The sequence below is a fragment of the Rummeliibacillus stabekisii genome, assembly GCF_007988965.1.
In the GTDB taxonomy this organism is placed as follows: Bacteria; Bacillota; Bacilli; order Bacillales_A; family Planococcaceae; genus Rummeliibacillus; species Rummeliibacillus stabekisii.
The window spans coordinates 42,997-56,724 of sequence record NZ_BJVD01000003.1; the positions used below are offsets into that span (position 1 = coordinate 42,997).

The following is a 13,728-nucleotide window of genomic DNA, read 5'->3' on the forward strand; positions in this document are numbered from 1 at the left end:
CCAGTAAAAACGTTATAAAAATTTTTTAGAAATATAAAAAAATCCATCCACACGATCATCATCAAGTGGATGGATTAAAATTTTACACAACAGGCTCGTCTGTGCCCCATTGTTTTTTCTTTTTGCCTACATCTACATTACCTTTTTTCTTCATCTCACGCACTTTCAATACATACCAAACTTGTGCAGCGATGTAGATGGAAGAGTAAATACCTGTAATTAAACCGATCAATAAAGCGATCGAGAACGTAGTGATAGAGCTTGCGCCGAAAATCATTAACGCAACTACAACGATAATCACAGTTAATACTGTATTTACAGAACGTCCTAATGTTTGGCGAAGTGATTTGTTTACAATATGCGCCAACTCATCTGGACTCTTAATTTTATTCACACGGTGTAAGTTTTCACGAATCCGGTCAAATGTAACGATGGTGTCATTAATCGAATAACCGACAATAGTCAGTACAGCTGCGATAAATGTAATATCTACTTCTATACGGAATAAACTAAAGATCGCCACCATAAAGAATACATCATGCAATAGCGAGACAATCGCACCAACACCCATTCGCCATTCAAATCGGAATGCAACGTAGATTATTATGCCAATCGCTGCATAAATTAATGCTTTGATCGCATTTTTAATCAGTTCTTGTCCGATTGTAGGGGACACGGTACTGATTGCTGGCTCATGACCAAATTCTTTCTTGAAGTCCGCTTTCATCTGTTTCACTTCATCTTTTGTGAAGTCATCTTTATAACGGATGACAGCCCGATCTTTGTTACCGGAAATTACGACATCATCTGATTTAAAACCAGCCTTTTTAAGATAAGACTCCACACCATCCGTTGTGAGAGAATGTTCTGATTGAACTTCTACACGGGAACCACTAGAGAAGTCAATACCTAGATTCAAACGGAAAATGCCTAACACAATCATCCCTGCGATGATTAAAACTGCTGACAAAGCAAAGAATTTATTGCGGTTGTGCACAAAATCGAGACGATCAAAACGTGTTGTTAAATCAAGTGTATCCACGCCTTCTTCAATTTTATGGACGCGTTTTGGATTGACGCCGAACCATCGAACTTTTCCATCTAAGTAGCCACTATTCACCAGTAGTCCTAAGAGGACACGTGTCCCCCATACTGCAGTCAAGAAGCTGACTAGAATAGAAATGATTAATGTTGTCGCAAAACCTTTTACAGAGCTTACACCTAAGACGAATAATACGCCGGCCGCAAGCAATGTCGTAATATTGGCATCGAAAATAGCTGTAAATGAAGATTTAGAGCCTGATTTAAATGCGGCTTTGACTGTTTTGCCGACACGCAGTTCTTCTTTAATCCGCTCATACATAAGGATATTAGCATCAACTGCCATACCTATCCCGAGCACTAACGCTGCGATACCCGGCAATGTCAATACAGCATTGATCCAATCAAAAATAACTAATGTGATAAATGTAAAGATCAGTAGCGTTATGTCTGCTACTAAACCTGGTAAACGGTAAACTAATAGCATAAAGATAAAGATAACTGCTACACCAATGATACTAGCCATTACCGTGCTTTTTAGCGCTTCATCACCGAACTGTGCTCCCACAGAAGTGGAGTACATTTCTTTCAGCTTCGCTGGAAGAGCACCGGCATTCAAAATACCTGCTAAGTCTTTCGTTTCTTGTACAGTAAAGCTCCCTGTAATTTGGACATCTTTAGAGTTGATTTCCTTTGTTACTTGTGGAGCAGAAACGAATTGAGGATCTGCTTTGACAGCTTCTTTCTTATAAGAAGATTTGCCTTCTTCAAAGTCTAGCCAAATGACTAATAAGTTATTTGGTGTGCCCATTGCTGCAATTTTGCTTGTCACTTGTCCGAATTTATCCGGATCTTTCAGTTTTAGGGTAACCATTGGACGGCCCTGTTCATCAAAAGATGGCTTAGCTCCGCCTTGTTGAAGGTCATTCCCATCAAGCAATACTTTATCATTCACGTCACGGAAAGTAAGGTTTGCCTGATTTGACAAAACATCTCTCGCTGACTCTTGGTCCTTGACGCCCGCTAATTGAACGCGGATTCGGTCGCCGCTTTCTATTTGGATGCTCGGTTCACTTACGCCGAGGACATTGACACGTCTGCTGATCGCATCAGCAGTTGCTTTTACATCACTTTCAGTGATTTTTTGTCCTTTTTTCAGCGGCTCAACTTGATAAAGCACCTCGAATCCACCTTGCAAGTCTAGGCCTAAGTTAATGTTACTTAGTACGCCTTTTACGGTCGTTCCCATAAGAGAGCCGATTACAACGACAATCAGTAGAAACGCGACGATTCGGCTTTTCAATTTCATTAAAACTTCCTCCTAATAAAGTGAAACTTTAATCAGCAAAGGTTTAATCTCTACTGATTGATTAGTTGAACCAATCGGGCATGAGTGGGCCACTTTCTTTGACAAAACTCTTATATTTACTGTTTTGAGAAAGGCACAAAGTACCCAGTCATGCGGAAACACTTGCAGTAAAATTACTGACCAAAGTAAACGAATCATAAGTTATGTATGGTTGTGTAAATTGTTCATTACTACTTTGTATAAAAGTTTGTCCTAGTTCAAAACAAATGCACAATTACGCGATTGATTCGCCACTTAAGCAGCATTCTCTGTAATTTTCCTTCTATTGTTTCGTTTTCTCAATTTGAATGTATAACACGTTTATTATGAAACACGATTGCCTACCTGTCAAATCAATCTTCGATACTTTCTGTCATTTTAGAAGGAGTTTTATCAATATCCATGTTATTTTGACATACAGATAAAGGAAAAATATCATCAATAAAATTTTTTGTTTCTACATTATAAATGAAACATAAAAACCATAAAACCCCATTTATCTATCTTCCAATTAATAGTTTTAATTCATCCTCATTAATTGGGGCAAACCAATTTGAGGTTTTTAGTTCTTCCACTTGGCTAAAGGTCATATACTGAGCAGCAGTTAAAGAAAAAATATCTGCAATTACCTTATGCAAAGCTAAATCTGCTTCGCTATATTTTTTCCACTTTTTCAATACTAAATAACGCCATATATCTTGCTCTGTAATACTTTTTAAACCTTCCATACGAAAATCAGCTTTCCTCATAGCTAACACAGGCATTACTTTATTAAATAGTTTTTCATATTGAACTACCAAACTACTCACGCCCTTTCAAGTTTTAAACGTACAAGTTTAAATTTACTATTTTGCAGAATGTATTGATAGAAAGAAGGGAACTTATGACATCATTTTTTCATGGCACCTTTTTATTGATGGGCGCCGTACTACTATCTAAACTATTAGGTTTTTTGTATCGTATGCAATTTATGCGCGTTGCAGGCGAAGAAGCTGTCGGCGTTTATATGACCGCCTATCCCGCATTTATCTTTTTCTTATCCCTAGTACAGCTCGGCATCCCCATTGCCATCGCTAAAATTGTCGCTGAATTAGAAGCAAAGGGAAAGCGTTTGGAAATCAGCAAGTTGATGCGTACTTCTAGGCTGTTAAGTTATTTATCTATTTTGCTTTTCTTCCCCATCATCATGTTTGCAGTACCTTATATCGCTAAAGATTTATTGCATGACCCAAAAGTGGCCATGCTATTATATGTCTCTTTATTTACCGTGCCGCTATCTATGGCGTCTGCACTTTTAAAAGGTTTATTCCAAGGACTTGCTCGCATAGGTGAAACTGCATGGAGCCAAACACTTGAGCAAATTATCCGCATCGCCATGATCACATGGCTTTTGCCTTACGGGGTAAACCAAGAATCTCCTGCGCTCACAGCCACTTACGCAATGGTCATTACTGGACTTGCTGAGGCGGTAGCATTACTTTACTTATACTGGAAATACCTCCATGCGAAGAGAAAAGGAATTATTGTTGGATCGAAAGGCTACTCTTCTCCAAAACCAATACTTGGCATTGCATTGCCTTCTACAGGCAGTCGCCTTTTTGGTTCATTTACTTGGTTTTTAGAACCAATTGTCTTTTTAAAGGCCCTTACAATAGCTGGTTTAACAGCTGCTGCTGCCACGAAGCAATATGGCATTATTTCAGGTGTTCATATACCATTACTATTATTCCCTGCCTTTATTCCTGCAGCCTTAGCTGTTGTGCTGATTCCAGCTGTCAGCGATGCTGTAGCAAGAGGAAAGAATTCTCTATTGAGAGAACGAGTCCATATCGCGCTTAGGTTGTCGACCATCGTCGGTTGTTTTAGCGCTGTTTTCTTTTATCTTTATGGAGATGCTTTAGCCGTGAAACTTTTTAATTTATCTGAAGACAGAGGCTATATGAAAATTTTAGCACCTATTTTTTTCTTTTACTATATACAAAGCCCACTGAATTCTATCTTGCAGGCTTTAGATGAAGCTAAAGCAGCGATGATGAACTCTGTGTATGGCGGTATCGGAAAGCTGGTTGTCATGCTCGCGCTTGCTTCCCAGCCGCAAATAGCCGAAACCGGCGCCATTATTGCCATTGGGTTTGGTGTACTCATTACTTCATTTTTGCATATTGCAACAATTCGAAAAAAGAAATTTGTGGATACAGGTTTTAAGCTAGTCATTATCCCTTATTGGGCATCTGTGTTGATAGTTATTTTCCGAGAATACATCCTGCCGACAGACCAATTGAATCTTTGGATGAATTGTTCTATTACGCTTGGTTTAGTTTTTGTTGTCTTAATGCTCGCTGACCAAATCCGCGTCAACGATTTCCGCTACTTAACGAAAACAATACGCAGAAGACTATGATTTTAATTGAACATGAAGGGAATCATCTTCAAAACAGCAATAGAATATATCCTTTGGATTTTTGTATCCAGCTTCCTCTAATTTTTTTATAAGCCATAATTTATCTTTCTGTATAAGGATGAGGTGCTTTGTCTGTATTTCGCCATCAACGATGAGCGGCAATATAGGATGCATCTCACCTTTTTTAAATACAGCTAAATTTCCTGATGACTCTAAAAAGGCATAGGCCACACTCTGGATCGATCCTATTTGCTGTTCTCGCAATTGCTGAAATAAATCATCTAAATTATACCGCTGCTTTTTCATTTCCTTTTCCTGAAGCACCCCATCTCGAATAATGAGAGTGGGATCTCCATCAATGATATCTCGAACATTTTTAAACTTCAGAGAGATAAAGGAAATGACCACCTGCAGCACAAGCAAAACGATCATAGGCAGCAACGACTCGAAAAAGTTTCTCTTCTTATCCTCCACTGCAAATGCAGCTACTTCTGTTAATAATATAAATACGACTAAATCAATCATACTTAATTCGCCAACTTCACGTTTTCCCATTAGCTTAATTATAATGATAAGAATAAAGTAAAGAAGGAACATACGAAAAGAAACAACCATTAAATCGTTCAATCTTATGACCCCTTTTATTCTTTATACTTTGCATTCCCCGTAAAATTATTCATTCAAAAATATATAGAAGGCTATCACTATGAGAGCGGCTATCAAGATAATAAAAATAATATATCCTAAAGAGCGAACCCACTTTGGCTTAGTCGGCATTTTCGGCTTTCTATTGCCAAATCTATTTTGGGCCATTCGTTGCTTAGCTGCTAATCTTTCGTGAATTGTATCATCATAGCCCATTTGCTGTGCTTTCTTTTTAGTATTCCATTGTTTTTTAGGCAAATAATCGCTTCCTTTAAAAAAGATGAATATGTTTATTATTCGACGTATAAAATAAAAAAGCCTTTATTTCTAAAGAAATAAAGGCTTTTTTTTTACATTATTAGCATTCCAATAGCTACGCGTTTTATACACGAGACTACTTTACAGCAGCTGCATCATCTAAAACTTTGCCGATGGCCGCACGTTCAAAACGCATTTTTGTGCCATCTTCTACTTTTAGAACGACTGAAGCATCATCGATGGCTTCAACGATACCATGAAGCCCACCAATTGTTACAACTTTGTTTCCTTTTGCCAAGTTGCTTTGCATGTTTTGAGTGTTTTTACGCTGCTTTTGAGCAGGACGAATCAACATTAAATACATAAGCACGAAGATAATAATCATTGGTAGAAAAGCTTGTAATTGCATGTCCAAAAATCCCCCTTTTGTCTCTCTGTTTCATTATACTAGGTTTAGAAGTTTTTCGCATTTGGTTTATTAAAACCATATTGTTCGAAGAATTCTTCACGGAAATCGCCTAAGCGATCTTCACGGATTGCTTGGCGCACTTGGCGCATTAAATCTTGCAAGAAATACAGATTGTGGTAACTTGTCAAACGAATGCCGAATGTCTCATCCGCTTTAATTAGATGCCGTATATATGCACGTGAGTAGTTTTTGCAAGTATAGCAATCACAGTTAGGATCAAGCGGTCCAAAATCACGAGCAAATTTAGCATTTTTTATGACCAGTCTTCCTTGGCTTGTCATGCATGTACCATTACGGGCAATACGTGTTGGCAGTACACAGTCAAACATATCAATCCCACGAATAGCTCCATCTATCAATGAGTCAGGAGAACCCACGCCCATTAGGTAGCGCGGCTTGTTTGTTGGTAAGAGCGGAGTTGTATATTCCAACATGCGGTTCATAATATCCTTTGGCTCCCCAACGGATAATCCACCAATTGCATAGCCAGGGAAATCAAGCGACACAAGATCCTTTGCAGACTGCTTACGAAGTTCTTCAAATTCCCCACCTTGAACAATACCGAATAAACCCTGATCTTGTGGTCTTGCATGCGCTTCTAAACATCTTTCAGCCCAACGTGATGTACGTTCAACAGATTTCTTCATATACTCAAAAGTTGCAGGATACGGAGGACATTCATCAAATGCCATCATAATATCAGAACCTAGAGCATTTTGGATTTCCATTGCTTTTTCTGGACTTAGGAACAGCTTATCACCATTTAAGTGATTACGGAAATGAACGCCTTCTTCTTCAATGCGGCGGATATCGCTTAAGCTAAATACTTGGAAGCCGCCAGAATCTGTTAATATAGCGCGATCCCAATTCATAAATTTGTGCAAGCCACCAGCCTCACGAATGATTTCATGGCCAGGACGCAGCCATAAATGATACGTGTTGCTCAAAATAATACCGGCACCCATTTCTTTTACTTCTTCTGGCGCCATCGTTTTGACAGACGCTTGTGTACCTACTGGCATAAATGCTGGTGTTTCAAAAGAACCATGCGGTGTATGCACGATGCCGAGACGTGCTCCTGTTTGCTTATCTGTTTTAATAAGCTCATATCGAATTGCTTGAGACATAATTTAATTTCCTTTCTTTCTTTCTTTTAGGTCGGATGAACATGGCATCGCCAAAGCTGAAGAAACGATATTTGTTTTCTACAGCAGTTTTATAAGCGTTCAGAACATTTTCTCTCCCTGCAAGGGCACTTATCATCATTACCAATGTAGACTTTGGCAAATGAAAATTCGTCACCATACCATCAACAGCTAGATATTCAAACCCTGGATAAATGAATATGGTAGTCCAACCAGACTCAGCGACTATATTTCCATTATTGCGATGCGCGATTGTTTCAAGTGTTCTAGTAGAAGTAGTACCGACAGCGATTACACGACCACCATTAGCCTGTGTTTCCTTAATAATGCTGGCTGTTTCTTCAGTTAAGTGATAGAATTCAGCGTGCATATCGTGTTCCTCAATATTCTCGACGCTTACTGGACGGAATGTTCCTATGCCGACATGCAATGTCAAAAATGCAACTTTCACGCCTTTTTGTCGGATTTCCTCCAATAGTTCCTCTGTAAAGTGAAGTCCTGCTGTTGGTGCTGCTGCTGATCCAAGCTCTTTTGAATAAACCGTTTGGTAGCGCTCTTGGTCTTCTAATTTTTCATGGATATACGGCGGCAGTGGCATTGTTCCTAGTTTTTCTAAGATTTCAATAAAAATGCCTTCATATTCAAATTTAAACATTCGACCACCATGCGCCAACTCACCAGTACAAGTAGCTTTTAACAGACCCTCGCCAAAAGTAAGAACAGTTCCTACTTTTACGCGTTTTGCAGGTTTGACTAATGTTTCCCACTCATCATCGCTCGTTTGTTTTAACAATAATACCTCAATATGGGCACCTGTTTCTTCTTTCACACCAATCAAACGGGCAGGAAGCACGCGTGTATCATTTAAGATTAAGCAGTCTCCTTCTTGGAGTTCATTGACAATATCTCTGAAATGATGATGTGATACCTCGCCTGTTTCACGATCTAATACCATCAACCGGCTAGAAGTACGGTCTTCAAGTGGTACTTGGGCAATTAATTCTTCTGGTAATTCATAATCAAAGTCTTCTAATTTCATTTGTCTTTCCTTCTTTATATTAAGATTCTTGTGTTTTTTCGTAACCGAAATGACTATAGGCTAGAGCTGTAACGATTCGTCCTCTTGGTGTACGCTGAATAAAACCAATCTGCATTAAATAAGGTTCATAAACGTCTTCAATGGTCGTTGATTCCTCACCTATACTTGCCGCAATCGTATCTAATCCGACCGGCCCGCCACGGAATCTTTCGATCATAGTTACAATCAATTTATGATCTATATGGTCTAGTCCCAGTGGATCAACTTGCAGACGTTCTAATGCATCTTGTGATAGGAAGTGAGAGATTACCCCGTCTCCGATCACTTGGGCATAATCGCGTACCCTTTTTAACAAGCGATTGGCAATTCGCGGGGTACCCCTTGAGCGCCTTGCTAATTCGCCTGCAGCATTTTGGTCAATCACGACATCGAAGAGCTCTGCACTTCTGCACACTATTTCTGCTAAAGAATACTCATCATAGTAGTCTAATCGTAATAATACACCAAAACGGTCTCTAAGTGGAGCAGATAGCGCTCCTGCCCTAGTGGTAGCGCCAACTAATGTAAAAGGAGGCAAATCCAACCTAATAGATCTTGCTTCTGGCCCTTTACCGACCACAATATCCAAACAAAAATCTTCCATTGCTGGATATAGAACTTCTTCTATTGCTCGAGGCAAACGATGAATCTCATCAATAAATAGCACATCTCCAGGTTCTAAGGAGCTCAAAATCGCTGCTAAGTCGCCAGGACGTTCAATAGCTGGACCGCTCGTCATTTTGATATTTGTACCCATTTCATTCGCAATGACAGCGGCTAAGGTTGTTTTCCCAAGCCCCGGAGGTCCATAAAGCAAGACATGGTCTAAGCTTTCTTCTCGCATTTTTGCCGCTTCGATAAAGATTTTTAGGTTGTCTTTGACCTTTTGCTGACCAATATATTGCGCAAGATTTTGCGGGCGCAATGACAACTCCAAACCTTCATCAAACGCAGTAGCTTCGCTTGATACGACTCGTTCTTCCATTTTATTTACCTCCTATCCGTTATTGTTGTTTTAACAGTAACTTCAAAGCTTGTTTCATATAATCTTCTGTTGTATTTAAGCCCTCATTATTTTCAAGCGGTATGCGAATTTTGGCTAATTCTTTTTCAGAATAACCTAATGCTGCAAGTGCTAGCAAAGCATCCTCTAACTCATCCTTATTATGATGAACACCAAATAGCGGCAGTTCATCTTGGGCACTTGCTAATTCTATATTATCAAGCAGGCTGCCAAGCTTTCCTTTTAGATCAAGTATCATTTGGCGAGCAGTTTTCTTCCCAACGCCAGGGAATTTAACAAGGAACTTCTCATCCTCTTGTTCTATCGCCTGGATAACTTGTTGTGGATTGCCACTAGCTAATATGGCAAGCGCTCCTTTTGGTCCAATACCGGACACTTGAATCAGCTTTCGAAATAACTCTCGCTCTTCTAGTGATTGAAAGGCAAATAATAGCTGCGCATCTTCCCGAACATGCAAATGTGTATAGAACTTTACATCGGCCTTGTCCATTTGAAAAGCAAACGGGTTCGGCGTAAATAACTGCCAGCCAATCCCTTGCTGTTCAACGACAATATATTCGGGGGTAATACGTGTAGCCGTGCCAATTATGTAGTCGTACATAACATTCTCCTTTTTGCGTAACGATATTCATTATAGCACTTTTAAACGGCGGATGCATGTTCGCCTTCGCCTTAAAAAAGATAGGCCCTGAAAGACCTATCTTAAAATATAAAAATATCATTATTTTACCTACCACAATCATACCATAATTTTGGCCAAGAAGAGAGCGCCACTTCCGTAAAGCGTAATAAATCCTCCACAAACGTTTGTTGCTTTTCATTTTCGACTGTTTTTACATACAACCATTCACGCAACAACTCATTCGGATAACGCAATGCTTGCAAATAGCTTTTAGGAAAGTCTGATAATAACGGCTGCTCTTTTAGGAGCGATTTTAAATTGTATTGGACATGCGGCAAAACTCGATGCATCCACATGATGAGCTCTTCTTCTGGGTGGCCGTACGCACAAAGGTCAAAATCGATCATGTAGTCTTTCCCTTTGGCATCTTTTAAAAAGTTATGGTGAACGACGTCCCCATGCAAAATTGTTTTTTTGCTTGTCAAAGGCTCTACATTTTGCAGTTCTTTGAGCGCTTTTCTTGCATAAAGAACAAGTTGGTCACATTTTTCGTTGCCTAAGTATATTGAGATTTGTGGAATATGCATAATGAATTTCTGAAGGCGTTCTTGCCATTTCAATTGCAAATCATAAGCGGGCAAATAATAATCAGCCTTAGACCAATTATTATTCTTCCCCGTTTTGTGCAATTGGTGAATGAGCTCAAGAGATTTTTTGCGATCTATTTTTGATTTATAGTTAAATCGCCGTGCGTTTTTCACCCATGGTTGAGTCAGAATATTATTTTCTAACTTTGTATTAGGTAACGTATGTGGAAATTCCATGTCAGCAAGCGTATCATGAACCGCTTTCACTTTTTTCGCAACCAGTATATGCTCATATTTTTTGACCATTACTTCTTTATTGCCCGCTTGACATTGCCAAACATTTTTTTTGATTCTTTTTTTTATCTGAAAATTGTTCAACTAATAGGTCTCATAACCCGCTTGCGGGAATTGTGGCGCATAGTATGGATGGTAGGAGTATCCTTGAGCCGATAAGCAAGCTGGACAGTTGCAAGCTCCATGCCATTGGTGAGGTGGCATTGGATAATACGGCATGGCTTGAGGCATAGCATAAGGATCGAACTGCCACTGCTGGTCATATTGAGGAGCCATATTTGGCGGCATGCCACTTTGCTCCATTTGCTGCGGGAATTGACCATAATAATCATGCCCATGGAAGTCATGGTGTTTTGGTGTATCTAATGAAGATGATTCACATTCTTGAGTTTTTTCAGGCATTTGCCACTGTGGCATTGGTTGTGCCATTGGCGGTCCCCACTGCGGTGCAGGCATTGGCCATGGCATCACTTGTTGTCCTCCGCCACAGCTGCTACAGCCATTTATGTTCTGTGGTGGCATTGGCACTGCATGCTGATCAAACGTTGTTGATTCACACTCTCTTGTAGATTCCGGCATTTGCCACTGTGGCTGCATTGGGCCCATCCAATGGGGTGCAGGGGCATGCCAAATCGGCTGTATCGGCATTGGCATCATTGGATGGCTACCTCCGCAACCACAACTGCTGCAGAAATGTGGGAACGGTTTTGGCATTGGCATTGGCATTATAGGGTGGCAAGGTTGATATACCTCTTCCTTACATCCTTCATATTTTGGAGGCAGTGGGGGTTGAGGTAAGTATGGCATTACAGGCGGTACTGGAGGTAAGCTTGGTTTGTACTCCACTACCTCTCTTTTCGGTTGAATGATGAATTGTTCTTCATGTTGCTCAATGATCTCCACTCTAGCTCTTACAGGTCGACTTTCTTCAAACGGGTGTGGATGAGGCCTTGGCACTGGCTCCGGTGGAGGTACTGGTACCGGAACTGGAATAGGAACCGGAACTTCTTTTTCTTTAACAGGCATCGGCGGCTTTGGCGGCATTACTTTCGGTTGTTCTTTTGGCTTTGGAACATGATGCTCTTTTGGTTGTTCCTTTGGTCTTGGTACATGGTGCTCTTTTGGCGGCAACACCGTTTGTTCCTTCGGGGGGACAACCGGCAGCTCTTTTGGTTGGTGTGGCACCTCTTTTACTCTCGGCATTTCTTTCACCGGCGGTGTGTGGTGCTCTTTTGGCACCTCTTTTTTTGGTTCAGGCAGGAATAGCTCCATACCAGGAACAATATAGTCAGGATTCGCTAGATGGGCGTTTAATCGTTTTAATTCTTCAAAGGAAATGCCGTATTGCCTCGCAATTTTCCACAATGTATCGCCCTTTTTGACAGTATGAACGCGCACGTTTTTCCTCCTTCCGTCTCCTTACCATATGAAAAGCATCGGGAATTGGACACTTAATTCGTCATTTGATTGGCCTTTCATGTTACACTATGCAACAAATCGACAAACTAGAAGAAATTTCTTAAAAAAGGGAGTTTAGTTATTTAGCTGAACAACAAAAAAACCTGTTCCCACATTCAGGAACAGGTTTATAATCTCATAGCTGAAGATTATTTTATTTTTTTTGTGCTTCCAGAAAAACTTTTTGTGCTGCAGATATACCTGCAGCCGGTTCGAAAGAATAATTAAAATCTTGCAAACCTGCTTCTATTAAAGAAATAGCTTGCAAAATATCACTTGGGAAGCAGTATCCCATATGACCAAAACGGAAGATTTTCCCTTGTAGTTCGCCTAGTCCCCCAGCAAAATCAAGATGATATTGTTTCTTTAAATGTCCAAGGAATTGAGAAAGATTTATTCCTTCAGGTGCCATAATAGCTGTGATTGTAGGTGAAGCATATTCATCAGAAGTTAACACCCCAATAGATAAAGCTTTCATAGCTGCACGTACCATATCCTTCATAAGTTCGTGGCGAGCAACTGTTTGATCAAAGCCTTCTGCTTCAATCAAATCGCATGCTGCAGAAAGACCATAAATCAATGTAATTGCTGGTGTATTCGGCGTCATTCCTTTTTGTGCCCATTCTCGGTAGCTTAATAAATTCAAGTAATAAGCAGAGGTTTTATTCTCTTCAATTACTTTCCATGCTCTGTCACTGACACTAACAAAGGCAAGACCTGGCGGCAGCATCATTGCTTTTTGTGATCCTGTTACTAAAATATCAATGCCCCATTGATCCATTTTGACAGGAACCCCGCCAATACAGCTTACTCCGTCTACGATAAACAATGCATCTGATTTCTCACGTACAACTTTCGCCAGTTCTTTAACCGGATTTAAAATACCTGTCGAAGTTTCATTATAAGTGACAAATACAGCTTTAATATTTGATAAAGGTTCTAAAAATGTAGCAAGATCTTCAGCGGTACATGCTTCGCCCCAAGGTTTTCTTAATACATGCGCATGGAACCCATGTTTTTCGCAAATAGAAACGAAATAATCACCAAAGGCACCGATACTAACTACGACAACTTCCTCACCAGGGGAAACAGTGTTAACAACAGCTGCTTCTAATGCGGCAGTACCACCAGATGGGAGCAGTAAGATTTCTTGTTTTGTTCCAAAGATAGGTTTTACGCGATTAGTAGTCTCACGAAATAGCTTAACGAATTCTTCGCTTCGATGGCTAATAATATCTTGGCTCATTGCAAGCTGCACTTTCTTCGGTATAGGTGTTGGACCTGGATGTCTTAGAATATTTGAATACATACATTTTTCTCCTTTAACAGTTTAATAAAGGTATTTTATCTTTTCCTAA

General features: G+C 40.0%; 13 protein-coding genes. 1 reads left to right on the plus strand and 12 read right to left on the minus strand.

What is annotated here, in order from left to right:
* Positions 1–82: 82 nt before the first annotated feature.
* On the minus strand, positions 83–2,350 hold the full coding sequence (gene secDF / locus RST01_RS07830; RefSeq protein WP_147195778.1) for a protein translocase subunit SecDF: 2,268 nt from the start codon (positions 2,348–2,350) through the stop codon (positions 83–85).
* Between the two features lie 539 nt (positions 2,351–2,889).
* Entirely contained in the window at positions 2,890–3,189 is a 300-nt protein-coding gene (locus tag RST01_RS07835; RefSeq protein WP_066788457.1) for a post-transcriptional regulator, read from the minus strand.
* A gap of 83 nt (positions 3,190–3,272) precedes the next feature.
* On the opposite strand from RST01_RS07835, the gene RST01_RS07840 reads away from it, so the two are divergent.
* On the plus strand, positions 3,273–4,790 hold the full coding sequence (locus RST01_RS07840) for a putative polysaccharide biosynthesis protein (protein WP_147195780.1): 1,518 nt from the start codon (positions 3,273–3,275) through the stop codon (positions 4,788–4,790).
* On the opposite strand, the gene RST01_RS07845 is transcribed toward RST01_RS07840, so the two are convergent.
* The 10 genes from RST01_RS07845 to RST01_RS07890 form a co-directional block, all read right to left on the minus strand.
* Entirely contained in the window at positions 4,785–5,417 is a 633-nt protein-coding gene (locus RST01_RS07845; protein ID WP_066788463.1) for a DUF421 domain-containing protein, read from the minus strand. The two genes, RST01_RS07840 and RST01_RS07845, sit on opposite strands and share 6 nt — an antisense overlap.
* A 45-nt stretch (positions 5,418–5,462) precedes the next feature.
* Positions 5,463–5,693, minus strand: coding sequence for a hypothetical protein (locus tag RST01_RS07850; protein WP_147195782.1), 231 nt, complete (start codon positions 5,691–5,693; stop codon positions 5,463–5,465).
* Positions 5,694–5,829: 136 nt separating this feature from the next.
* Positions 5,830–6,102 carry a preprotein translocase subunit YajC gene (yajC, locus tag RST01_RS07855; protein WP_066788467.1) on the minus strand — a complete coding sequence of 91 codons (273 nt, stop codon included), beginning with the start codon at positions 6,100–6,102 and terminating at the stop codon, positions 5,830–5,832.
* 44 nt (positions 6,103–6,146) lie between these two features.
* A complete protein-coding gene (tgt, locus tag RST01_RS07860) occupies positions 6,147–7,289 on the minus strand; it encodes a tRNA guanosine(34) transglycosylase Tgt (RefSeq protein ID WP_147195784.1) in 1,143 nt (380 codons plus the stop codon).
* Positions 7,267–8,346, minus strand: a complete 1,080-nt coding sequence (queA, locus tag RST01_RS07865; protein WP_147195786.1) for a tRNA preQ1(34) S-adenosylmethionine ribosyltransferase-isomerase QueA — start codon at positions 8,344–8,346, stop codon at positions 7,267–7,269. Before queA ends, tgt begins: the two co-directional genes overlap by 23 nt.
* Before the next feature lie 19 nt (positions 8,347–8,365).
* On the minus strand, positions 8,366–9,370 hold the full coding sequence (gene ruvB, locus RST01_RS07870; RefSeq protein ID WP_147195788.1) for a Holliday junction branch migration DNA helicase RuvB: 1,005 nt from the start codon (positions 9,368–9,370) through the stop codon (positions 8,366–8,368).
* Positions 9,371–9,389: 19 nt separating this feature from the next.
* On the minus strand, positions 9,390–10,010 hold the full coding sequence (gene ruvA, locus RST01_RS07875; RefSeq protein WP_066788483.1) for a Holliday junction branch migration protein RuvA: 621 nt from the start codon (positions 10,008–10,010) through the stop codon (positions 9,390–9,392).
* 125 nt (positions 10,011–10,135) lie between these two features.
* Positions 10,136–10,996, minus strand: a complete 861-nt coding sequence (locus RST01_RS07880) for a phosphotransferase (RefSeq protein WP_066788485.1) — start codon at positions 10,994–10,996, stop codon at positions 10,136–10,138.
* Positions 10,997–12,310 (minus strand): LysM peptidoglycan-binding domain-containing protein, encoded by a 1,314-nt coding sequence (locus tag RST01_RS07885; RefSeq protein WP_147195790.1) that lies wholly within the window; start codon positions 12,308–12,310, stop codon positions 10,997–10,999.
* Between the two features lie 214 nt (positions 12,311–12,524).
* A complete protein-coding gene (locus RST01_RS07890; RefSeq protein WP_147195792.1) occupies positions 12,525–13,679 on the minus strand; it encodes a pyridoxal-phosphate-dependent aminotransferase family protein in 1,155 nt (384 codons plus the stop codon).
* Positions 13,680–13,728 lie beyond the last annotated feature (49 nt).

Excerpts from the sequence above, each read along its gene's own strand:
- secDF (WP_147195778.1), bottom strand. The coding sequence starts at position 2,350 with ATGAAATTGAAAAGCCGAATCGTCGCGTTTCTACTGATTGTCGTTGTA.
- RST01_RS07840 (WP_147195780.1), top strand. The coding sequence starts at position 3,273 with ATGACATCATTTTTTCATGGCACCTTTTTATTGATGGGCGCCGTACTA.
- yajC (WP_066788467.1), bottom strand. The coding sequence starts at position 6,102 with ATGCAATTACAAGCTTTTCTACCAATGATTATTATCTTCGTGCTTATG.
- tgt (WP_147195784.1), bottom strand. The coding sequence starts at position 7,289 with ATGTCTCAAGCAATTCGATATGAGCTTATTAAAACAGATAAGCAAACA.
- queA (WP_147195786.1), bottom strand. The coding sequence starts at position 8,346 with ATGAAATTAGAAGACTTTGATTATGAATTACCAGAAGAATTAATTGCC.
- ruvB (WP_147195788.1), bottom strand. The coding sequence starts at position 9,370 with ATGGAAGAACGAGTCGTATCAAGCGAAGCTACTGCGTTTGATGAAGGT.
- ruvA (WP_066788483.1), bottom strand. The coding sequence starts at position 10,010 with ATGTACGACTACATAATTGGCACGGCTACACGTATTACCCCCGAATAT.
- RST01_RS07890 (WP_147195792.1), bottom strand. The coding sequence starts at position 13,679 with ATGTATTCAAATATTCTAAGACATCCAGGTCCAACACCTATACCGAAG.